The 21,445-nt window shown below is 71.1% G+C and carries 23 protein-coding genes; 14 read left to right on the forward strand and 9 right to left on the reverse strand.

Features of this window, described 5'->3' with window-relative positions; genetic code table 11:
• Window positions 1-141: 141 nt before the first annotated feature.
• Complete coding sequence (locus V6V89_RS31240; RefSeq protein ID WP_334623114.1) at window positions 142-1,569, forward strand: sensor histidine kinase; 1,428 nt, start codon at window positions 142-144, stop codon at window positions 1,567-1,569.
• Here V6V89_RS31240 and V6V89_RS31245 read toward each other — a convergent pair.
• A complete protein-coding gene (locus tag V6V89_RS31245; RefSeq protein ID WP_334623115.1) occupies window positions 1,522-2,421 on the reverse strand; it encodes a TAXI family TRAP transporter solute-binding subunit in 900 nt (299 codons plus the stop codon). The two genes, V6V89_RS31240 and V6V89_RS31245, sit on opposite strands and share 48 nt — an antisense overlap.
• Window positions 2,422-2,532: 111 nt before the next feature.
• Between V6V89_RS31245 and V6V89_RS31250 the strand changes: the two genes are divergently transcribed.
• Window positions 2,533-3,168: a hypothetical protein gene (locus V6V89_RS31250; RefSeq protein ID WP_334623116.1), complete on the forward strand. Its 636-nt coding sequence runs from the start codon at window positions 2,533-2,535 to the stop codon at window positions 3,166-3,168.
• Window positions 3,169-3,184: 16 nt separating this feature from the next.
• Here V6V89_RS31250 and V6V89_RS31255 read toward each other — a convergent pair whose 3' ends face one another.
• Window positions 3,185-4,090, reverse strand: coding sequence for a proteasome assembly chaperone family protein (locus tag V6V89_RS31255; protein WP_334623117.1), 906 nt, complete (start codon window positions 4,088-4,090; stop codon window positions 3,185-3,187).
• A gap of 34 nt (window positions 4,091-4,124) precedes the next feature.
• Complete coding sequence (gene add / locus V6V89_RS31260) at window positions 4,125-5,096, reverse strand: adenosine deaminase (protein ID WP_334623118.1); 972 nt, start codon at window positions 5,094-5,096, stop codon at window positions 4,125-4,127.
• Window positions 5,097-5,322: 226 nt separating this feature from the next.
• Between add and V6V89_RS31265 the strand changes: the two genes are divergently transcribed.
• On the forward strand, window positions 5,323-6,207 hold the full coding sequence (locus V6V89_RS31265) for a hypothetical protein (RefSeq protein ID WP_334623119.1): 885 nt from the start codon (window positions 5,323-5,325) through the stop codon (window positions 6,205-6,207).
• Between the two features lie 58 nt (window positions 6,208-6,265).
• Window positions 6,266-6,973, forward strand: coding sequence for an EcsC family protein (locus V6V89_RS31270; RefSeq protein WP_334623120.1), 708 nt, complete (start codon window positions 6,266-6,268; stop codon window positions 6,971-6,973).
• 10 nt (window positions 6,974-6,983) lie between these two features.
• Here V6V89_RS31270 and V6V89_RS31275 read toward each other — a convergent pair whose 3' ends face one another.
• Window positions 6,984-7,835 carry an SGNH/GDSL hydrolase family protein gene (locus V6V89_RS31275; RefSeq protein WP_334623121.1) on the reverse strand — a complete coding sequence of 284 codons (852 nt, stop codon included), beginning with the start codon at window positions 7,833-7,835 and terminating at the stop codon, window positions 6,984-6,986.
• 57 nt (window positions 7,836-7,892) lie between these two features.
• Here V6V89_RS31275 and V6V89_RS31280 point away from each other — a divergent pair, with 57 nt between their 5' ends.
• The 5 genes from V6V89_RS31280 to V6V89_RS31300 are packed head-to-tail and all read left to right on the forward strand — an operon-like array spanning window position 7,893 to window position 12,364.
• Complete coding sequence (locus V6V89_RS31280; protein ID WP_334623123.1) at window positions 7,893-8,156, forward strand: DUF6343 family protein; 264 nt, start codon at window positions 7,893-7,895, stop codon at window positions 8,154-8,156.
• An 11-nt stretch (window positions 8,157-8,167) separates the two neighbouring features.
• Complete coding sequence (locus V6V89_RS31285; protein ID WP_334623124.1) at window positions 8,168-9,541, forward strand: NADP-dependent succinic semialdehyde dehydrogenase; 1,374 nt, start codon at window positions 8,168-8,170, stop codon at window positions 9,539-9,541.
• Window positions 9,542-9,559: 18 nt separating this feature from the next.
• Window positions 9,560-11,125, forward strand: coding sequence for a Na+/H+ antiporter (locus tag V6V89_RS31290; RefSeq protein WP_334623125.1), 1,566 nt, complete (start codon window positions 9,560-9,562; stop codon window positions 11,123-11,125).
• A 2-nt stretch (window positions 11,126-11,127) separates the two neighbouring features.
• The gene (locus tag V6V89_RS31295; RefSeq protein ID WP_334623126.1) at window positions 11,128-11,385 is read left to right on the forward strand and encodes a UBP-type zinc finger domain-containing protein; all 258 of its coding nucleotides are present in this window, start codon (window positions 11,128-11,130) and stop codon (window positions 11,383-11,385) included.
• Between the two features lie 25 nt (window positions 11,386-11,410).
• Complete coding sequence (locus tag V6V89_RS31300; RefSeq protein WP_334623127.1) at window positions 11,411-12,364, forward strand: TIGR03885 family FMN-dependent LLM class oxidoreductase; 954 nt, start codon at window positions 11,411-11,413, stop codon at window positions 12,362-12,364.
• 266 nt (window positions 12,365-12,630) lie between these two features.
• Here V6V89_RS31300 and V6V89_RS31305 read toward each other — a convergent pair whose 3' ends face one another.
• Window positions 12,631-13,068 carry a DUF3307 domain-containing protein gene (locus tag V6V89_RS31305; protein ID WP_334623128.1) on the reverse strand — a complete coding sequence of 146 codons (438 nt, stop codon included), beginning with the start codon at window positions 13,066-13,068 and terminating at the stop codon, window positions 12,631-12,633.
• 141 nt (window positions 13,069-13,209) lie between these two features.
• On the opposite strand from V6V89_RS31305, the gene V6V89_RS31310 reads away from it, so the two are divergent.
• Complete coding sequence (locus V6V89_RS31310) at window positions 13,210-14,586, forward strand: Nramp family divalent metal transporter (RefSeq protein WP_334623129.1); 1,377 nt, start codon at window positions 13,210-13,212, stop codon at window positions 14,584-14,586.
• A 48-nt stretch (window positions 14,587-14,634) separates the two neighbouring features.
• Here the strand turns inward: V6V89_RS31310 and V6V89_RS31315 are convergent, their stop codons facing one another.
• A complete protein-coding gene (locus V6V89_RS31315) occupies window positions 14,635-14,934 on the reverse strand; it encodes a CPCC family cysteine-rich protein (protein ID WP_334623130.1) in 300 nt (99 codons plus the stop codon).
• Between the two features lie 146 nt (window positions 14,935-15,080).
• Here V6V89_RS31315 and V6V89_RS31320 point away from each other — a divergent pair, with 146 nt between their 5' ends.
• Window positions 15,081-15,803 carry a PP2C family protein-serine/threonine phosphatase gene (locus V6V89_RS31320; protein WP_334623131.1) on the forward strand — a complete coding sequence of 241 codons (723 nt, stop codon included), beginning with the start codon at window positions 15,081-15,083 and terminating at the stop codon, window positions 15,801-15,803.
• A gap of 111 nt (window positions 15,804-15,914) precedes the next feature.
• Window positions 15,915-18,206, forward strand: coding sequence for a putative bifunctional diguanylate cyclase/phosphodiesterase (locus V6V89_RS31325; RefSeq protein ID WP_334623132.1), 2,292 nt, complete (start codon window positions 15,915-15,917; stop codon window positions 18,204-18,206).
• On the opposite strand, the gene V6V89_RS31330 is transcribed toward V6V89_RS31325, so the two are convergent.
• Both V6V89_RS31330 and V6V89_RS31335 read right to left on the reverse strand, forming a co-directional pair.
• Window positions 18,187-18,999 (reverse strand): cyclase family protein, encoded by an 813-nt coding sequence (locus tag V6V89_RS31330; protein WP_334623133.1) that lies wholly within the window; start codon window positions 18,997-18,999, stop codon window positions 18,187-18,189. The genes V6V89_RS31325 and V6V89_RS31330 overlap by 20 nt on opposite strands.
• Complete coding sequence (locus V6V89_RS31335) at window positions 18,996-19,586, reverse strand: hypothetical protein (RefSeq protein WP_334623134.1); 591 nt, start codon at window positions 19,584-19,586, stop codon at window positions 18,996-18,998. Before V6V89_RS31335 ends, V6V89_RS31330 begins: the two co-directional genes overlap by 4 nt.
• A gap of 43 nt (window positions 19,587-19,629) precedes the next feature.
• Between V6V89_RS31335 and V6V89_RS31340 the strand changes: the two genes are divergently transcribed.
• Window positions 19,630-20,445 (forward strand): alpha/beta hydrolase, encoded by an 816-nt coding sequence (locus tag V6V89_RS31340; RefSeq protein WP_334623135.1) that lies wholly within the window; start codon window positions 19,630-19,632, stop codon window positions 20,443-20,445.
• Here V6V89_RS31340 and V6V89_RS41905 read toward each other — a convergent pair.
• A complete protein-coding gene (locus V6V89_RS41905) occupies window positions 20,375-20,827 on the reverse strand; it encodes a YciI family protein (protein WP_442935254.1) in 453 nt (150 codons plus the stop codon). The genes V6V89_RS31340 and V6V89_RS41905 overlap by 71 nt on opposite strands.
• Here V6V89_RS41905 and V6V89_RS31345 point away from each other — a divergent pair.
• Complete coding sequence (locus V6V89_RS31345) at window positions 20,745-21,377, forward strand: Crp/Fnr family transcriptional regulator (protein WP_334623136.1); 633 nt, start codon at window positions 20,745-20,747, stop codon at window positions 21,375-21,377. The genes V6V89_RS41905 and V6V89_RS31345 overlap by 83 nt on opposite strands.
• Window positions 21,378-21,445: the final 68 nt, after the last annotated feature.

Below are 21,445 nucleotides of genomic sequence, written 5' to 3' on the forward strand. Positions count from 1 at the left end.
GCTTTGGGTCACGGGGCGGGTTGGGGGACAACCCAAACCGGAATTCGGTCATTCGCCGTCGTTGGTCGCCACGGCTCCTAGCTGGATCCGAAGGCGACCGATACGGGTAGCGCTGGGGGACGGCGCGAGGCGGGAGGTACGGTGCGGCGACGGCTGGTGAGCACGTACGTGCTGTTGCTGTGCATGGTGTTGCTGGCGCTGGAGATCCCGCTGGCGATAGCGCTGACAAACCGCGAGACCCAACAGGTGGTCGCCGACCGGCTGGCCGACGCCACCCGGTTCGCTTCGCTGGCCGCGCCCGCGGTGCGCGACGGCGAACTGGACGCCCTCGGCAACGAGCTGCGCCCGTATCACGAGCTCTACGGCATCGCCACGCTCGTGGTCGACCAGAACCGCCAGGTGCTCAGCATCTTCGGCGCGCCCCGCCCGTACTGGGAGTCCACCGAACGGGCGATCCGCGGCGCGCTCGCCGGCCGGCAGGTGAGCCTGCCCGCCACCATCTGGCCGTGGCAGGAGCACGCGCTTGTCATCGCGGTGCCGGTCAGCGACGGCGGTGCGGTGCTGGGTGCCGTGGTCACGGTCTCGCCGACCGGTCACATCCGGCGCGCGGTCGTCGAGTCCTGGTTGGAGCTCGGGCTCGTCGGGCTGCTGGCGGTGGCCGCGTGTGTGATCACCGCGCTCCGGCTGGCGGGTTGGGTGCTGCGGCCGGTGACCCGGCTCGACGCGGCCACGCATGAGATCGCGGCCGGCGACAGCGGTGCCCGGGTACAGCCGAATCTCGGGCCGCCGGAGCTGCGGCGGCTCTCGGACAGCTTCAACGAGATGGCGGACGCGGTCGCCGAGGCGCTGGAGCGGCAGCGGTCGTTCGTGGCCCACGCCAGCCATCAGCTGCGCAACCCGTTGACCGTACTGCGGTTGCGGGTCGAGGAACTGGGCCTCGGCCTGGTCGACCCGCTGGCGAAGGCCGACCACGAGATCGCGCTCGCCGAGACGGACCGGCTGGCGGATGTGCTCGACGGACTGCTCGCCCTCGCCCGGGCGGAGCGCGGCCAGCACGGTGTGGAGGTGCTCGACACGGTGGCGGTGGCGCAGGAACGGGCGGTGGCCTGGCAGCCGCTCGCTGAGCGGCGCGGCATCGAGCTGGTCACCGAGGTGCCGGACGAGCCGGTGTGGGCGCGGCTGGTGTCGACCGGGCTGGACCAGTCGCTGGACGCGCTCGTCGACAACGCGCTCAAGTTCACGCCGGCCGGCGGGCAGGTCACCGTGATGGTCGAGCCGGCCGGCGGCGGTGTCGCGGTGTCGGTGCGAGACAGCGGGCCGGGCCTGACCGAAGAGCAGTGCCGGCTGGCGACCCACCGTTTCTGGCGTGCGCCGGATACCCAGAACGTCGACGGCGCCGGCCTCGGCCTGCCGATCGTGGCGGTGCTGGTCGAGGCGTCCGGCGGCCGGCTCTCGCTTTCTCCCGGAGAGCCGGCAGGACTGGTGGTACGGATGTGGTTTCCGGCGGCTGAACCGCCGCCGCTACGGCTTGACGGACTTGAAATAGCGGGCGGCACCCGGGTGGAGTGACAGCGGCGCGGTGGCGATCGCCGACCGGAAGTCCAGTGGCTCGGCCGCCGGGTGTGCGGCGGCGAGCTCGTCGCGCCGCTCCAGCAACAGCCTGGCCAGATCGTAGGCCAGGTCGTCGGGCATCGCGCCCGACACCACCAGCAGGTTGGGCACCGCTACGGTGCTGACCGCCCCGAGCCCGTAGGTCGACGTGGGCACGTCGCGTACCACGTAGGCGTCGCTGTACGCGTCGCGCAGCGGCTCCGCCCACTCGCTGAGGTCGACGAGGCGGGGTGCGACCTGGGCGCGCAGGTCGGCGATGCGACCCACGGGCAGGCCGCCAGAGAAGAAGAACGCGTCGATCCGGCCGTCGGTGAGTGCCGCTGACGACTCGTCGATGCCCATCCGTTCCTGCTGGATGGCGCCGGAACCGGCGAGGCCGCCGACGGTCAGCAGCCGGTTGACGGTCACCTCGGTGCCCGATCCTGGTGCGCCCACCGACACCCGCCGGCCACGCAGGTCGGCGAGTGTCCGGATTGGACTGTCGGCCCGCACGATCAGGTGCAGCAGATCGTCGTACACCCTGGCGAGCGCCGTGAGGTTGGCGCTGTTGCCGTCGTCGAGGATGTCGGCCTGCGTGAAGCCGACCTCGGCCTCGCCCCTGCTTACCCGGGCCACGTTTTCCGCGGACGCGGCGGTCACCTGCACGCTGGCGTCGACCTCGGGCAGGTCGCGCTCGATGATGCGGGCGAGGGCGGATCCCACCGCGTGGTAGACGGCCGTCGTGCTGCCGGTGGCGATGCGGATCTGTCGTTGTTCGGGGACGCCGCCGTCGCATCCGGTTGCGGCGAGTAACACGACAATCGCCGTCATGGTCGATCGAATCCGGCGCACTCGCAAGTTTCCCTCAAGTCCTTGGCGACGGTGTACCGGCCGAACGGCGGATCAGCCACGGTGTGTGTGGGACCGGGAGAGGAGACACGGATGATCCGGGAACAGCTCGGTTTCGAGGCGATGAGTCTCGTGCAGTGCACTGACCTTACGCGGGCGGCCGGCCGGCGTCGCCCCGCCTGGGCGCACGCGGAGGGGTACCGGCCGAATCTGCCCGCGGTGCTGGCGGAGTTCAACCGCGAGGACGCCGCGCACCGGCTCGCGCTACTGCTGTCCGACCTGGGCGTCGCGGCCTCGCACGACGTGCGCGTCGGTGGTGGACGCAGGCGGTTCCGGCTGCACCGGGTCGTGGTGCCGGCCGACCGCGACGGCGTGATCCGTGCGCTCGCCGGATACTGGCGGCAGGGGCGCGCGACGTTGCTGAGCACGGAACCGGTCGGGGCATCGTCGCCGCGCAACGCGCAGCGCGCGACGCTGGCGCGCGCCGCTTGGCGGGCGGCGCTGCTCGCCGGCGGCCGGCGGCTTCGTGCGGATTCCTTGGGGGTACGCCTCGGCGATCAGGAGATGGCGGCGGTTCTCGTGCGGGCCGGGCGCCTGCTGGGTGTGACGCCCGCTGTGCTGTCTCGCCCGGGCTGCCTGCTCGTCACCGTCTCCGAGCCGGAGGAGCGCACCCGCATCCTCAACACGTTGAGCACCACGGTGGCGCTCACCGCCCGCAGGGTCGCCTGATTGGGGCGCTGGTCGCTCAGGGCGTGTCGCCCTGCTCCGCGAGGAATCGCTCCAGCTCGGCGCCCAACTCCTCGGCGGTCGGCAGCGGTCCGGTATCGGCTAGCAGGTTGCGCCCCGTCTGCCGCCCCCGGGTGAACGCGTCGTACTGCTCCTCGAGCGCCCGCACCAGCTGGGTGGCCTCTTCGGACTGTGCCACCTGGTGGTCGATGTCGGCGCGCACCAACCCGGCGTTTTCGCGCAGCCCGTCGGTAGGCAGCAGCAGCCCCGTCGCCTTGGACAGTGAGGAGAGGAGCTGGTCGGCGGCCGCCGGGAACTCGGCCTGCGACAGGTAGTGCGGCACGTGTACGGCGAAGCCCAGCGCGTCATGACCGCGCTGCCCCAACCGGTACTCGATGAGGTTGCCGGCGCTGCCCGGCACCTGCACGCGCTGCAGCCATGGCTCGTAGCCGGCTATCAGGTCGCGCCGGGTGGCGTGTGCGGTGACCCCCGTGGGCCGGGTGTGCGGCACGGCCATCGGGATCGAGCTGAGCCCCACGGTCAGCCGCACGCCGAGCCGATCGACCATACCGATCACCGCCGCGACGAACCGTTCCCACTGCAGGTCAGGCTCGGGCCCGGTCAGGAGCAGGAACGGCGTGCCCGCGTCGTCCTGTAGCAGGTGCAGTTCGAGCCGCGGGTCCTCGTACTCCGACCAGTGGTCCTCGACGAAGATCATCGGGGGGCGGCGGGACCGGTAGTCCAGGAGCTGGTCGACGTCGAACGTCGCGACCGTGCGGTGCTCCAGCGTCTGGGTGAGGTGCTCGCGAGCGAGCCTGGTGCCGCTGCCCGCGTCGACGAAGCCGCTCAGGGCCTGTACGAGCACCGGCCGGCCCAGCTCGGGCAGATCCCCGGTGAGGTCGTACAGGGCATGCGGATCGAGCACGGGGGTCCTCCTCGTTGGCAATCACCTTCGGTAATTAAACCTCCGTGACCCAGGCGTCGATTCCCGCCAGCAGCGCGGCGCGTACGTCCGGTGGGGCGGCGGACGAGGTCACGGAGTGCCGCGCGAGCGCTGCCAGCTCGGCATCTGTGCAGGTCAGGTCGTGTCGCGCGATCTCGTACTGCCGGATTAAGCCGGCAGCGAACAGCAGCGGGTCATCGGAGCCCAGCGCCACCGGCACACCGGCCGCGAGCAGGGCGCGGACGGGCACCCCAGCCAGGTCGGCGGCGACCCCGAGCGGCGGGTATGACGTGGGGCACACCTCAAGGGCCACGCGCCGCTCCGCGAGCAGGTCGAGGGTCGCCGGGTCGGCCAGGGCGGTGAGCCCGTGCCCGATCCGGCTGGCGCCGAGCACCGTCACGCAGTCGCGTACATGCCAGGAGGGCTCGTAGAAGCCCGCGTGCGGTGCGGCGAGCAACCCCGCCTCGGCGGCGATCCGGCAGGCGGGCGCGAAGTCGGCGACGCGCCCCAGCCGCTCGTCGTTTGAGATACCGAAGCCGACCACTCCAGCGCCGGCGTAGCGGGCCGCGAGGCGGGCGACCTCGACGGCGTCGCCGGGGGAGCGCGCCCAGCTCGCCGCGAGCACCACGCCGGCCGGCTTGCCCCGGGCGCCGGCGAGCACGGCTTCCACCACCTGCTCCGGGCCGCCGAGGCGTGCGGCGTACGAGGTGGGGTCGACCTGGAGCTCGACCCAGCCCGCGCCGTCCGCCGCGTCGTCCGCGGCCGCTTCGGCCACCACGCGTGCGATGTCCTCCGCGGTACGCAGTGCGGCGCGCGCCGTGTCGTAGCGGGTCTGGAAGGCGGCCCAGCCGTGCACGCGGGTGAGGTCGAGCGGCGCCGGCAGCGGCAGCCCGTACCGGTCGGCCAGCTCCACCAGCGTGGCCGGGCGCATGGCGCCGGTGAGGTGGAGATGGAGGTTCGCTTTGGGGAGCCGCCGGAGGTCGCGCACCCGGTCGACCCTAACCCCTTCGGCCGAACGGCTGAGTCTACGGAGAGTAGCGGATCTTTCTACACGTAGTGTCCCAATCGGACAGACGAGGACATGTCTGTTTTGCGAGGTTCAAGCCGCGTGGCGTCACCCCGTCACGCGCCGCGTAGAAAACCAAACCCCAAAGTGATCAGCGTCATATGATCACCGTGTGTAATCACGGTGTGCGCCTGCCTAGCCTCGCTGGATGCACGACGACGACAAGAAATCCCAACAGTTCGCCGCGGCATCCCCCTTCCGCCGTTTGGCGGATGTCGTATCCGACCTATCGAAGAAGAGTCGGCACCGCGCCGACCGAGTCCGTCCTTTCATCCTCGCCTACATCAACGCTCCGTCATGGGCCCGGGTCACCGTGGCCGCCAGCATGGTGGCCGCACTCGGGGTCGCGGCACTCACCGAGACCCGCGACGGGACCACCGAAGCGGCCTCACCGGTCGCCGGAAACAAGGCCGCGGTCGAGCGGTCGATTACGGACCGTGCGCAGCAAGCGGATGCCGCGTCGCGTTCTCAGCGAACCGCGGCGACCCCGCCTGCCCCCGCGGCCCCGGCTGCCCCGGCCGCTCCGGCACCGGCGGCGAAGGCGGCACCCGCGCCGGCTCCGAAGGAACCCACCCAGGTCGGGCCGGTGGCCGGCCTGTCCCAGGTGCAGATGAACAACGCGCACGCCATCGTCAAGGCGGGCCTGAAGCGCGGCATACCCCAGCGGGGCCTCGTCATCGCCGTGGCGACGGCCATGCAGGAGAGCACCCTGCTCAACCGGGCCAGCGAGGTGCTGCCCGAGTCCAAGCGGTACTCGCACCAGGGCACCGGTTCGGACCACGACTCGGTGGGCCTGTTCCAGCAGCGTCCCAGCAGCGGCTGGGGTCCGGTCGCCAAGCTGATGCAGCCGGACTACGCCGCCGGCAAGTTCTACGCGGGCCTGGTCCAGGTCCCCGGCTGGAACAAGATGCCGCTGACCCTCGCCGCGCAGGCGGTGCAGGTGTCCGCGTACCCGTACGCCTACGCCAAGCACGAGCAGCGGGCAGCCGCGATCGTTAACGCGTTGCTCAAGGCCGGCGTCACCGGGAAGTAGCCCGCTCCGGGCACTATGGAGGCAGGCAACCCTTGACCTCTGCCCCCGGAGGCCCTACGTGACCGACCCCACGCCACCCGTCGAAGAAGCCACCCCGGACGCCACCGCCGAACTGCCGGCGGGGCTCTGGGACCGGATGCGCAGCGACCCCCAGTACGCGCCCGAACACCTGGCGCTGGAGGCGGTGCGCCGCCTGGGCCCGCAAGCGCGGGCCTGGGCCGACCGGGCCCGCGCCGAACGCCCCGGCGTCGACGCGGACGCGCTCGCCCAGCAAGCGATCCGGAAGTTCGTCAAGCTGGCCCGGCTGTCCGGTGCCGTGTCCGGTGCCGCGGGGCTGCCCGGCGCGGTGGTCGACGTGGGCGTGCTGGCGTGGACGCAGGCCCGGATGGTCCTGCACGTCGCGGCGGCGTACGGCGTCGACCCGACACACAACGACCGCGCGATCGACCTCCTGGTGCTCCAGAAGGTGCACAAGGCCGCGCAGACCGCGCGACTGGCGCTCGGCGTCGCCGCCGGGCGCGAGCGGGCCGGGGCGCTGTTCGGGCGTGCCGCCATGCCGCTCGCCCGCACCGTGGCCAGCCTCGGCGTCAAGCTGGCCCAGATGGCCGGCGTACGCGCCGCCAAGCGACTGTTCGCCAAGCTCATCCCGGGCGCCGGCATCATTCTTGGCACCTGGGCCAACTCCTCGGCCACCACCGACCTGGCCCGCCGCGCCCAGGCCATGTACCGCCCCCGCCCAGCGATCCCCGCCCAACGCACCGCCTAACGGCACGGCGCTATCGGAAGGCGCGACCGAACGTCACCTCGGCCAGCTTGTGCTGCCCCTCCGTGTCGGGGTGGAAGTAGTCGAGTCGGTTCAGCATGTCGAGGGTGAAGCGCACCTTGTGCACGGCGCCGCCGTCGTACACGCACCGCTTCCCGTACGCCTTGCACGCCGCGGCCAGCTGGCTGTTGTACGCGTCGACCCGCTTCCCGACCGCGGCCCGGCGGTCAGCGTCGGCCTTCGCGGTCGAGGTGGGGTTGGCCAGCAGCGCCGGGCAGATCCCGTTGCTCCAGGCCTTGATCGCGCGTTCGTCCCCATGGCCGATCTCCCACAGCCGGTTGAGATCCGGCACGCTCACCACCAGCACGCGGGCCTTCGGCAGGCCCTTCTTGAGCACGGCGAGCGCCTCGTCGACGCTCGACCGGAACGACTCCACCGGCGTCATGTCGCCGACCCTGGTGCGGCAGGCGTCGTTGGCGCCGATCAGCACCGTCACGTACTCCACTTTGGACTGGACGGCCTGCCTGGCCTGCGCGGTGAGGCCGGACGCCCGCGCGCCCGGCACCGAGTAGTTGTAGCCCCGGCCGTCGATGGCGGGGTTGTCGTCCTTGATCCGGCGGTAGTGGCTGTCGACCCGGGCGCTCTCGCCAGTCGACCACGAGTTGCGGTGGCACTTGACGAGGGCGAGGCAGGTGCCGAAGCCCGACGTCACCGAGTCGCCCAGCGCGGCCATCGACGACGGGAGATCACCGCGGGGCGTCGACCCCGCCGATGGCTCCGGGTCCGCGGAGGCAGTGCCCTCCTTGCACGCGAGCCCCACGAGCGCCGCCACTACGAGTAATGCTGTAGTCCACCGTCCGTGCACACGGACACTGTACGGGGAGGGTGTTAATTCTTTAAGACCGACGGGTAGTCAGTACCCATGAAGCCGCAGCGACGCGGCGCGCGCGGGACGGTCGGGCACCCGTACAGCACGCTCAACCTGCGTCTGGTCCTCGCGCTCTTCGGGCTGGTCTCATGCGGCGTGCTGGCCGTGCTCACCGCGCGGGCCGACCTGCCCGTCGCGGCCGGCGTGCTGGCCGTGCTGGCCCTGGTCGGGCTCGTCGACATGGTGGTAGTCATGAAGCGCCGGGCCGCCCGGCGCCGCACCGAACCGCCCGGCACACACCACTCACTCTTCGAGTGAAGGAGCCAGCCGTGCCGATCGCCACCGTCAATCCTGCCACCGCGCAGGTACTCAAGACATTCGATCCCATGCCGGAAGACCGGATCGACTCCACGCTCGATCGTGCGGTGAGCGGATTCGACAAGGTCCGGCACCTGTCCTTCAAGGAGCGCGGCGAGTGGATGCGCGCCCTCGCCGACCTGCTCGACGACGAGCGCGACGACATCGCCACGCTGATGACCACCGAGATGGGCAAGACGCTGGCCGCCGCCAAGGCGGAGGTCACGAAGTGCGCGTACGCGTGCCGCTTCTACGCCGGGCGCGCCGCCGGGTTCCTCGCCGACGAGCCGGCCGACCCCGCAGCGGTCGGCGCCCACCTGGCGTACGCCCATTACCAGCCGCTCGGCCCGGTGCTCGCGATCATGCCGTGGAACTTCCCGCTGTGGCAGGTCATGCGCTTCGCCGCGCCGGCGCTGATGGCCGGCAACGTCGGGCTGCTCAAGCACGCGTCCAACGTTCCGCAGACCGCGCTGCGCCTCGAAGACCTGTTCAAGCGGGCGGGCTTCCCGGAGGGAGCGTTCCAGACCCTGCTCATCGGCTCGGACGCCGTCGAGCGCGTGCTCACCGACGACCGGGTACGGGCGGCCACGCTCACCGGCAGCGAGGCCGCCGGCCGTTCGGTCGCCGAAATCGCCGGCCGCGTCATCAAGAAGACCGTCCTGGAACTGGGCGGCAGCGACCCGTTCGTCGTCATGCCCTCGGCGGACCTCGCGCGGGCAGCGGAGGTCGCCGCGACGTCCCGCTGCCTCAACAACGGTCAGTCGTGCATCTCGGCCAAGCGGTTCATCGTGCACGCCGACGTGTACGACGCGTTCGCCGAGGCGTTCGTCGGGCGGATGTCCGCGATGACGCTCGGCGACCCCTTGGCGGCTGACACCGACGTAGGCCCGCTCGCGACCGAGCAGGGCCGCACCGACGTCGAGGAGCAGGTGGCGGACGCGGTGGGCAACGGCGCCCGGGTACTGTGCGGCGGCGAGCGCCCCGACCAGCCCGGCTGGTGGTACCCGGCGACCGTCGTCGCCGGCATCACACCGCGGATGCGGATGTGGTCCGAGGAGGTCTTCGGCCCGGTCGCCGGGCTCTACCAGGTCGGCTCGTACGACGAGGCGGTCGCGGTGGCCAACGGCACGTCGTTCGGGCTCGGCGCCAACGCGTGGACGGCCGACCCGGGCGAGCAGGAGCGGTTCGTGGCCGACCTGGAGTCCGGCCAGGTGTTCCTCAACGGCATGACCACGTCGTACCCGGAGCTGCCGTTCGGCGGCGTGAAGAACTCCGGGTACGGGCGGGAACTGTCCGCACACGGCATCCGTGAGTTCTGTAACCTCAAGACCGTCTGGGTCGCCTGAACACATAAGCTCCACCGCATGGACGGGCTGGTTGACGTCGTCGTACTGGTCGCGGTGGCGGTGCTGGGGGTGGCACTCGCCCGACGCCTCGGCATGCTCGCGCCCATCCTGCTCGTACTGGGCGGCCTGGCGCTGTCGTTCGTGCCCGGGTTCCCCGAGGTGCACCTCGAACCCGAGATGGTGCTCGTCGGCATCCTCCCGCCACTGCTCTACGTCGCCGCAATCGAGACATCAGTGCCGGCGTTCCGCTTCAACCTGCGCCCGATCCTGCTGCTCGCCATCGGTCTGGTGATCTTCACGGCGCTGGTCGTCGGCGTGGCGCTGCACCTGATGCTGCCCGAGGTGCCGCTGGCCCTGTGCGTGGCGCTCGGCGCGGTGCTGGCACCACCCGACGCGGTCGCCGCCACCGCCATCGCCCGCCGGATCGGGCTGCCCCGGCGGCTGGTCACGATCCTCGAAGGCGAGAGCCTGATCAACGACGCCACCGCGCTGGTACTGCTGCGGGTGTCGATAGGCGCGGCCACCGGTACCGCCGTGGGACTCCTGGACATCGGCCGCGACATCGTCATCGCGGCCGGCGGCGGCGTCGCGATCGGCGCCGTCGGCGCGGTGATCATCGGCTTCCTGCACAAGAAGATCACCGACCCGTTGCTCGACACCGCGCTGTCGCTGCTCACCCCGTTTCTCATCGTGCTCGTCGCCGAGGCCATCCACTCGTCCGGCGTCGTGGCCGTGGTGGTCGCCGGCCTGTACCTCGGGCACCGCATGCCCACCCTCATGTCCGCCGCCTCCCGCCTCCAGAGCGACGGGTTCTGGCAGATGACCCGCTTTCTGCTGGAGGGCCTGGTGTTCCTGCTGGTCGGCCTCCAGCTCCGCGACATCGTCCGCGAGCTCGAAACCCCGTGGGGCGAGGTCGCGTGGATCACCGCGGCCGTCATCGGCGTGCTGATCGTGACCCGGTTCCTGTGGGTCTTCCCCTCCACCTATCTGTCGCGGCTCATCCCGAGGATCCGTCGCCGCGACCCCTTCCCGCCGGCCAGCCACCCAGTCGTGGTCGGCTGGGCCGGTATGCGCGGGGTGGTGACGCTCGCCGCGGCGCTCGCCCTGCCACCCACCAGCGAAGTGGAGTACCCGCGCGACCTGTTCATCTGGCTGGCGTTCGCCGTGATCGTGGTGACCTTGGTGCTCCAAGGCGCCACCCTGCCGGCCGTGGCGCGCCGGCTCCATCTGCCACAGGACGAGCGCACCCAGGACGCCCTCGCCGAGGCGGCCGTGCAGAACGCCGCCAGCAAGGCCGCCCGCGACCGCCTCGACGCGATCGCCGACGGCGTACCCGAGCGGGTCCTCCACAAGCTGCGCGATCTCGGCGAGCACCGTGTCAACAAGGCGTGGGAGCGCCTCGGCGGCGAGGGCGAGACCCCGTCACGGGTGTACGGTCGACTGCGCCGCGAGATGATCGACGCCGAGCGGGGCGTGTTCCGCGCGGCACGGGACGAAGGCCGCATCCCCGAAGAGGTACTCCGCCGGGCCCAGCGCGACCTCGATCTGGAGGAGTCCATGCTGCACCGCACCGTGGAGGAGTAAGCATGACCTGTACGCACCTGGCTTCGGCTAATGCGGCTTCGCCGCAGAGCACCGACGGCTGCCAGGACTGCCTCGCCGACGGGTTTACCGACTGGGTGCACCTGCGGCTGTGCCTGGCCTGCGGTCGGGTCAGCTGCTGCGACTCGTCGCCCCGCAAGCACGCCACCGCACACTGGCACGCGACCGAGCACCCCGTGGTCCAGTCGTTCCAGCCCGGCGAGAGGTGGCGTTGGTGCTATGTCGACGAGGCGGTTGGCTGACATTCAACGAGGGTAGAAGCGTGGCATGACGGTGTACGGCATCCACGCGTCCCACGAGCAGGTCCACCCCCGCGCTCTGCTAGACGCGGTGGTCGGCGCCGAGCGGGCCGGGTTCGGCGCGGCAATGTCCTCCGACCACTTCTCGCCCTGGAGCGCCCGGCAGGGCCAGTCCGGGTACGCGTGGTCGTGGCTCGGCGCCGCGCTGGCCTCCACCGACCTGCCATTCGGCGTGGTGACCGCACCCGGCCAGCGGTACCATCCCGCGATCACCGCCCAGGCCATCGCCACCCTCGGCGCGATGTTCCCCGGCCGCTTCTGGGCCGCCCTCGGCACCGGCGAAGCCAGCAACGAGCACATCACCGGCGGCGGCTGGCCACGCAAGGAACTGCGCGCCGCCCGCCTGCGTGAGTGCGTCGACGTGATCCGCGCGCTGCTGGCCGGCGAGGAGGTCAGCCACGACGGCCTGGTCACCGTCGACCGCGCCCGCCTCTGGACCCGCCCCGAGGAGCCGCCGCCGCTGGTCGGTGCCGCGGTCAGCGTCGAGACCGCCCTCTGGTGCGCCACCTGGGCAGACGGCCTGATCACCGTCAATGCTCCTGAAGATCACCTGCGCCGCATGATCGACGCGTACCGGACGGCCGGCGGTCGTGGCCGGCTGTGCCTCCAGGCCCACCTGAGCTGGGCCCCGGACGCCGACGAGGCGGCGCGGATCGCGCACGAACAGTGGCGCAGCAACGTGTTCGCCCCGCCGGTGTGCTGGGACCTGGAGCTGACCGACCACTTCGACGAGGCCTCCCGCTTCGTGACCCGCGAGCAGGTGGCAGAGGTCGTCAACATCTCCGCGGACCTGTCCCAACACGCCGACTGGCTCCGCTCGTACGCCGACCTGGGCTTCGACGAGATCTACATCCACCAGGTAGCCCAAGACCAACGCCCCTTCCTAGAGGCAGCGGCCGACAAACTCCTCCCCCTCCTCTAACCCCGCCCACCCGCCCACCCGCGCCACCGGTCGCGCCGCGCGGGGCGCTTCGCGCGCCCGGCGCCGGGCGCTCCGCGCCCCTCTTCCCGCCGATCAAGGGCAAACGCACGTGCTTCGATCTCTTTTCCACGTGCATTCGCCCTTGATCGATGGAGATGCCCTTGATCGGCGGCGCGTTAGGCGCAGGTGCGCGGCGTCCGGTTGCGCGCCGCGCCTGAGCCACGAACCGGCGGCGCGGTCGATCGGCGGGGAGGAAGGGAGCGCGGCTACAGGCGGGCAATCATCAAGGCGGAGATCAATAGGGCCAGCCAGTGCAAGGCTTGGTCGGCTACGTACATGCCGGAGACCGGCGTGGTTTGCTCGGCGAAGGCGGGGGAGCGGGTCAGGCGCAGGATCTGGCGCACCGGGTAGCGCAGGTCGAGGACCGCGTGCGTCACCAGGCTGAACGCGAACCCCGCCGCCACGCCCGTCGGCGACAGCGACAGGTCCAATGTGTACGCCGTGACGGCGAGCACGCCGAAGACGGTCAGGTGGTATCCGGTGAGGTGCCCGGCGAGCGCCTTCGCCCCGGTCCAGCCGCCCGTCGACTTGTTCACTGCCTGCCTGTCGGTCTGCGCGACGTGATCGCCGACCTGGTGGCCGATCAGCATCGCGAGCAGCGCCACCAGAAATGTCGTCTGCAGATCCACCTGCTCGCCGGTCATCTAGGCATACTGCGTGAAGACTCAGGTTCATTTCTGCGTGCTAGCTGACACTTTGCGGGAATGTGTCGGACGTCGCCTGGGTATTGACGATCCATGACGCAGACCGCCGCTGATCGATTTCCGACGCGCCATCTACCGGGCGTGACGGTACGCGAACTGCCGGACCTGCCGTCCTCTCCCTGGCGGATCATCGGACCTGGAGTGGTCGCGGCCGGCGTGGGACTCGCCTCCGGCGAGTTCATCCTGTTTCCGTACATCGCGTCGCAGGTGGGGCTGGTCTTCCTGTGGGCGGCGGCGATCGGCATCATCACGCAGTACTTCATCAACATGGAGATCGAGCGGTACACGCTGGCGACGGGTGAGACCGCGCTGACCGGGTTCTCCCGGTTCTGGCGGCACTGGGGCCTGGTCTTCGCGATCATGGTGTACTTCGCGAACCTGTGGCCCGGGTGGGCATCGAGCTCCGCCACCATGCTCACGTACATCTTCGGCGGCGAACCGAAGTTCATCGCGGTGGTCCTGCTGCTGCTGATCGGAACGACGCTCACCTTGGCGCCGGTGATCTACAGCGCGCTGGAGCGGGTCGAGTTCGTCAAGGTCGGCCTGGTGGTGCTCTTCATCGTGGTGGCGGTGGTGTTCGCGATCTCGGCAGACGCGTGGCGGGAACTGCCCACCACCGTGACCTCGCCGGACTTCCCGACCGAGCTTGGGTTCGCGCTCATGCTCTCCGCGCTGGTGTTCGCGGGCGCGGGCGGCGGCCAGAACCTCTGCCAGAGCAACTGGATCCGCGACAAGCGGTACGGGATGGGCGCCTATGTGCCGCGGCTGGTGAGCCCGGTGACGGGGCACGAGGAGGCGGCGCCGGACAGGGCCGGGTACGTCTTCGAGCCGACCCCCGACAACATGGCGCGGTGGCGGCGCTGGTGGAAGGTCGCCAACCAGGAGCAGCTCGCCACGTTCGTACTGATCTCGTTCGTGACGATCGTGCTGATGTCGATGCTCGCCTACTCAACCGTGTACGGCGTGCCCGGGCTCGCCAACAGCGTCGCGTTCCTGGAGGTCGAGGGGGAGCGGCTCAAAGAGCTCGTCGGGCCGTGGTTCGGTGTGCTCTTCTGGCTGATCGGCGCGGTCTCGCTGTTCGCCGCCGCGATGGGCATCGTCGACTACACCAGCCGGCTGGCCGCCGACGTGTTGAAGACCTCGTATCTGCGGCGCTTTTCCGAAAGCCGGATCTATTTCGCGCTGGTGTGGGGCCTGGTGGTGCTGGGCTGCGCGATCCTGCTGGCCGGTTTCGATCAGCCGCTGCCGCTGCTGGTCATCTCGGCTTGCGTGGGCGGCCTGATGATGTTCATGTACTCGATCCTGCTGCTCGTGCTGAACCGGCGGGTGCTGCCCGACGAGATAAGGCCGCGGGCGTACCGGGTGGCCGCGCTCGCCTGGGCGGTGGCACTCTTCGGCGTCTTCTCCGCGCTCACGGTCTGGCAGCAGGGCGACCGCCTGCTCGAATGGTTGAGGTGAAAGAGCGCCGGGCCACCGGCCCAGCACCCTTTCAGGAATTGAATACCGTCAGGGGAGCTCGTCCGGACGGGGCTTACGAACCACCTCGCGATAGCGGGGGTGACTCGCGCCGTACAGCGCGAAGTTGAGCCGCGCCTCGTTCAGGCTGAGATCGCCATTTGGGCCGCCGACCGCCACGAAGGCGCTCGGATCGGCCTGCCCCGGGTCGGTCCAGAAACAGACCGGGCACGTTATGCACCCTGTCCGGTATCCACAACAGGGACACCGGTTAATCACTGACGCCTGACCACCCACCACGCGCCATAGCTTTTCACGACAACAGGCAGTGAGGTAACCCGGGTGCGGCACCTTTGTGGACGGTCTTCGAGTCGCCGAACAGGCGAGTCGATCACCATTGGGGGGCCGCCAGCGCAAACACGGATTTTCGGTACTTCTCGGTCGTTGGGGTGATCTACTAGAGACATGCCTGCCCCTACCCTGGCAGGCTGCCTGCCATGACCCTCAAGCTCCGCTACGCGGCGGTGAGTGACACCGGCCTGGTTCGCAGTGCGAATCAGGACTCGGTACACGCCGGGCCGCGCCTGCTCGCCGTGGCAGACGGCATGGGTGGGATGGCCGCCGGAGACCTCGCCAGCCGCATCGTCATCGATGTGATCGCCGGGCTGGACACCGAGATAGCCGACGACGGGCTCATAGCCGCGTTGCGGGACGCGCTCGACGAGGCCAACAGCCGCATCCGGGCCGCGGTCGCCGAAGACCCGAACCGCGAGGGCATGGGCACGACCCTGACGGTGGTGCTCTTCACCGGCAGCGCCCTGGTACTGGGACACGTCGGCGACTCCCGGGCGTACCTGCTGCGCGATGGGGAACTGCGGCAGATGACCCGTGACGACACTTTCGTCCAGATGCTCGTCGACGAGGGCGTGATCACGCGTGAGGAGGCCGGGAGCCACCCCCGCCGGGCGGTGGTCACCCAGGCGATCCAGGGCGGCGAGGCGACCCCGTCGTTCACGTACATGCGGCCGGTCGCCGGCGACCGGTGGGTGCTCTGCAGCGATGGTCTGTCCAATGTGGTCTCGGACGAGACGATCGCGGAGACGCTCGGGGCCTACACCGAGCCGCGGGACTGCGCCCAGCGCCTGGTCGATCTCGCGCTACGGGCCGGCGCCCCCGACAACGTAACCGTGATCATCGCGGACGTGACCGACGGCGCCTGAGCCAGGTCAACGACACGGGCGCCCAACTGCGGTAGGTTACTCCGGTCGTGCGGGGGTGCTCGAGTCTGCCAGGGGAGGGGTGGGCTGACACGTCTCTATGCCCGTGTCACGGTGACGCTGATAGCCGTCGCCGTGATAGTTGGCGTCAACAGCAGTGGTTGGCTGCCGGCGCGCGCGGTGGCTGTGCTCGACAATGGAGCTCAACTGGCGGCGGCGCTGGCCGCCGTCGCGACCTGCGCCTGGACCACCCGCAGGCTGACCGGCGCGGAGCGCTCGTGGCGCCGCCTCATGGCCCTGGGCATGGCCGGCTGGGCGCTCGGGCAGCTCATCTGGAGCTGGTACCAGATCTTCAGCACCGAGCACCTCCCGTCACCGTCGCTGGCTGACTTCGGGTACCTCTCGCTGCCGGTCTTCGCGCTGCTGGCGCTGCTGTCGATCGCGGCGTCGGTGCCGCGCCCGGCCGCGGCCTCGCCGCAGTCGCGGCACCGCGACCGCGCGGTGCTGGTGCTCGACGGCCTGATCGTGGTGGCGTCGCTGCTGGTGCTGAGCTGGGCGACGGTGCTCGGCGCGGTCGTGGAGGCGGGGGCGGAGACCCGCGAGGCCTTCGCGGTCGCGATCGCCCACCCGATCACCGACCTGGTGCTGACCGCCATCGTGGTGCTGATGTTCTCGACCCGGCCGGTGCCGCGGGCATACCGCCCGCAGCTCTCGCTGCTGGGCCTCGGCCTGGTCGCGCTGTCGCTGTCCGACTGCGTCTACGCGTACCTGGTGGCGACCGGCGCCGAATCGATGTCGCCGCTGGCCAACACCGGTTTCATCGCCGGACCCGCGTTGATCGCGCTGGCGGGTTCGGCCACCGTCGACCGGCAGCCGCCCGAGCCGGTGCCCGCGCCGCGTCGCCGGGCGGACTGGCTGCACCTGCTCGTGCCATACGTGCCCGTGATCGCCACCGGGCTGCTCGTCGTGGTCCGCGCCCTCAGCGGCCACAGACTGTCCAACGTGGAGATCTACGTCGGGTGGCTGGGCCTCGGCCTGGTGGTCGCCCGGCAGATGGTGACGCTGGTGGAGAACACCGCGCTGCTCGCCCGGGTCTCCGAGGGCCAGCAGCGCCTGGCCTACCAGGCGTTCCATGATCCGCTCACCGGCCTCGCCAACCGGGCACTCTTCCGGGAACGCCTCCAGCACGCCGTCGACCGGCATCGGCTGCACGGGCAGCCCGTCGCGCTGCTCTTCGTCGACCTCGACGACTTCAAGCTGGTCAACGACGGCCTGGGGCACGCGGCCGGCGACCGCCTCTTGCGCGCCGTCGGCGACCGGCTTCAAGGTTGTGTACGCCGGGACGACGCGGTCGCGCGCCTTGGCGGCGACGAGTTCGCGATCCTGCTCGACGGTGACCCGACGGTGCCGGAGCGGGTCGGTGAGCGGATCATCGCCGCGTTGAGCGAGCCGTTCACCGTCGACGCGCACACCGTGCGGGTAAGCGCCAGCGTCGGTGTTGTCGTGCCGGACGCCGACGAGATGCTCACGCCAGACTCCCTGCTGCGCCGCGCCGACGCCGCCATGTACGCGGGCAAGCGTCGCGGCAAGGGCCTGCTTGTGCGGTACGAGGCCGGGGTCAGCGACGGCAGCGGCGACCCGCACCTGCCCGACCTGCTGGCGACGGCGTTGACCGGTGACCCGGCGTCGGCCGGGTTCGAGGTGCACTACCAGCCGATCGTGCGGTTCGAAGACGCGGCGACGGTAGCCGTGGAGGCGCTGGCCCGGTGGTCCCACCCGGTCGCCGGTGCGGTCGACCCGGACGTGTTCGTCAAGGTGGCCGAGCGTGCCGGGCTGGTCGCCAACCTCGACGACTTCGTGCTCGACCGGGCGTGCGGCGACGCGGCGGCGCTCGCCGAGACGTACGGGCAGGCCATCGACGTACACGTGAACGTGTCCGCGGGCCGGTTGGGGCGGCCGGAGCTAGAGGCGGCGCTCGACCGGGCCCTGGCCAGGCACGGGCTGCGGCCCGGCCGTCTCGTCCTGGAGATCACCGAGACCAGCCGGATCGTCGACCTGACCGGCGCCGCGGCCGCCGCGCGCCGCATCCGGGCCCGAGGCGTACGGGTGGCGCTGGACGACTTCGGATCGGGCTTCAACGCGCTCGCCCAGCTGCACGCGTTGCCGGTCGACGTGGTGAAACTCGACGCGGCGCTCACCGACATCGAGACCGAGCCGGAGCGTGCCGAGGCGCTCTGCCGGTCGGTGCTGGCGATCTGCGCCGAGTTGCAGGTGGCGGTCGTCGCCGAGGGCGTCGAGACGGTGTCGCGGGCGGGTGCCCTGGCCCGGCTGGGATGCCGCCTAGGCCAGGGCTACCTGTACGGCCCGCCACGCCCGATCCAGGGGCTTACCGCCTCGGTGGGATGAAGCCGAAGATCGTCGCGGTCGAGCCAGAGCCCGCCTTGTGGATGGGACCGCCCGCGAGCACCCAGGCACCGGTCGCCGGCAGCGCGGCCAGGTTCGCGAGGTTTTCCAGACTGATCCGGTGCTCCTGGTACAGCGCGACCGACACCGCGAAGTCGGTGTCGACGCCCCGGTCAGGGCTGAACGTGTCGGTGCCGAGCGCGCCCCGGGTCGCCAGCCGGCCGGTGTCGATCAGCCACTGTGCCGCCTCGATGGTGAACCCCGGCTGGTGGATCACGCCCTCGTCATCGAGGTTCGGATACGCGGGCGTGCCCCACTTGTCCTCCCACCCGGTCCACAGGACCACCGCCGCCCCGGACGGGATGCGCCCATGCCGGCGCTCGAACCGCCGCAGGTCGTCGACCGTCACCCCGTAGTCCGGGTCGGTGGCCGCCTTGCGGCGCACGTCGACCTTGACCGCCGGCAGGAACAGGTCATTGGGGTCCAGATCGTCGGCCAGCAACCCGCCCTCCTGGAAGTGACCGGGCGCCCCCCAATGCGTGCCGGTGTGCTCGCCCTCCTCGACGTACTGCATGTAGAACCCGTCCTGCGGGATCGTCGCCATCACCGTCAGCCGGAACTCCGGATCACCCGGGAAGACGCTGGTCGTCGCGGGATCGTTGACGTGCGAAAGGTTCACGAGTTGGAGCGCGCTCAGATCCACCCTGCCGGCTTTGTTTGCTTGCGCAGGCGCCGCGCCGACCATTGTGCCCAGTACACCGGCGGCCGCCGTGGTCACCATCTGTCGTCGTCTCATGTGGCCAAACTATGCCCGACGTCCACTGCGGACACTCGGCCGATCAGCGGGTGCTGGCCGGCCGCCGCATCCAGTTCCTGCGGCACCCGCACCATCAGTACCACCAGCAGGGCGACCGCGACACCGGCCGCCACCAGCTTGCGGTGGCGGCGATGCTCGTACGCGTGCCACCACGCCACCGCGGCCTCGGCCAGCGGGCGAGCCTCGGGCCGGCGGGTCGTGCCGACCTGCGACGCCAGCCGCAGCGCGACGCTCGACCACGGCGGCGGTATGCGGTACGGGGCCGGCACAGCGTTGCCCGGCCCCACCTGCACCTCCACCTCGACCGGCCCCAACTCGGCGGGCTGCCAGCGCTCGGAGCGGCGGGCGAACGCACGGGCGAGGTACAGGTCGGCGGCGCGCGTCTCGCCCAGCCAAACCCGCAGCAGCTCCAGCCAGCGCCAGCGTCCCGCCACATCGGCCAGCACGTCGGGGTAGAGCAGGTCGGCGTCGCGCTCGTCGCCGACCACGCGCGCGGACTCGCGGCGCAGCGCGTCGAGGTGCCGTTCGACGAACGCCACGTATTCCGGCGGAGGCTCCGTCCCCATGCGGGGCATGGCCCTATTTTCCCTTGCGGGCATACAATTTGGCATGCTTGCGGGTGGGCTGTTGCGCCTGACCTGCGCGGTGCTCCTATCGGGGGAGATCGCCGCGACGGCCAACTGCGGCGGCATCAGGGTCGATCCGCCGGTGCGGCCACCCGTCACGTCGGCGGCCGAGCCAGCTCGTCCACCCGACCCGGCGGCCCGCTGCTTCGGCCCCAGCGCCGTCAACGTGCCGATGACCACCGCCGACGGGGTGGGGCTGGCAGGGGTGCGGCTCGGCTCCGGCCCGCGCGGGCTGCTGCTCATCCACCAGGAAGACGGCGACATGTGCCAGTGGCACCGGCACGCTCACCGGTGGGTCGAGCTCGGCTACCACGTGCTGGTTTTCGACCTGCGATGCTTCGGGTTCAGCGAGTGTGGCGCCGTCGACGACTACGTCGCCGACACCACGGTCGCGGTGGCGGCGCTGCGGGCGGCGGGCGCCACCGAGGTGGTCGTCGTCGGTGCCGGCATCGGCGCGGGAGTCGCCCTGGTCGCGGGCGCCCACCTCGGCGAGCAGGTGAGCGGGGTGGTGGCGCTGTCCGTGCCGAGCCTCACCGAGCCCGCCGCGCCGGCGGGGCGTGATCCGCGTACGCCGCTGGCGGCGCGCACGACATTCCGGGTGCCGCTGCTGCTCGTGTACACCGAGCGTGACCGCAACGCGATGTCGGCCCGGTCGGCGACCCGGTTCGTCAACGAGGCGCCCAGCCCGGACAAGCGGCTGGCGGTGTTCAGCGGCACCACACACGGCCTTAACATGCTGCACACCGGTGGGGAGATTCCGGTACTGGTCGAGGGCTTCCTGCGGGAGCACACAGCGTGAGCGGCTCCCAGGCCCGCTTGCTGGCCACCTCGACACCCAGCGTGGCGAAGTAGGGGTCGGCGTCCAACAGCCTGTCCAACGCATCTTCGTCCGGCACGTCAAAAACGAGCACCGCGCCCGATCCGTCGGCCAGCGGCCCGGCCATCCGCACCGCGCCCGCGTGATGCAGTTCCGCCAGGCGCTCCCGGTGCGCGGGACGGGCGGCAAGCCGCTCCGGGGCGTCCGAAAACCTCAGTTCCACGATCCACATGCCGGCACCGTACGGGCGAGGGCGGGAGGGGCGCTGTATCACTGGATACATGACCTCACTGGCGACGATCCCGGCGTTCGCGGCGCTCGACGCCCGCACGCTCGTCGCGCTCGAGCGCGAAAGCAGCCCCATCCGGTACGCGGCCGGCGCGGTGATCCGCCCAGCGGCTGGCCCGGCCGGGCCGGTCATCCTGCTGCTGCGCGGCACGATCGTCACCGCGTACCCGGCCGCGTCGGGCGGGCAGTTCTGGGCCGGGCGCTGGGACGGCCCGTCGATCGTCGACAAGCCGGCCGTGCTCGGCGGGCCTGCGCTGTCCGGCGCGTTGCTGGCGACAACCGCGGTGACCGGCCGCGCGCTGCCTACCGTGCCCTTCCTGCGCCTGCTCGACGACGAGCCGCGCGTGCGCCGGCACGTGCTCGGGAAGCTGGCGGCTGACGCTTTGGCACTACAGCAGCGCATGGCCGACGCGGTCACGCTGCCCGCGGTGGCGCGGGTGGCGCGGTCGCTGCTCGCCGAGGGAGCCTGGCGCGGCTCCCAGGAGGACCTGGGCCGCGCGTTGGGTCTGAGCCGAGTCACGGTCAACCGAGCCCTGGCCCGCTTGGCAGCCGAGTCAGCCATCCGCCTAACCCCAGGCGGCGTCGACGTAACCAACCAAGCCCGCCTATCGACATTCACAACCTGACCCCGCCCTGCCCGCCCTGCCCGCCCCGCCCGCGCCGCCCGCCCTGCCCGCCCCGCCCGCGCCGCCCG

Source organism: Micromonospora sp. CPCC 206061 (genome assembly GCF_036906915.1).
Classification (GTDB): Bacteria; Actinomycetota; Actinomycetes; order Mycobacteriales; family Micromonosporaceae; genus Phytohabitans.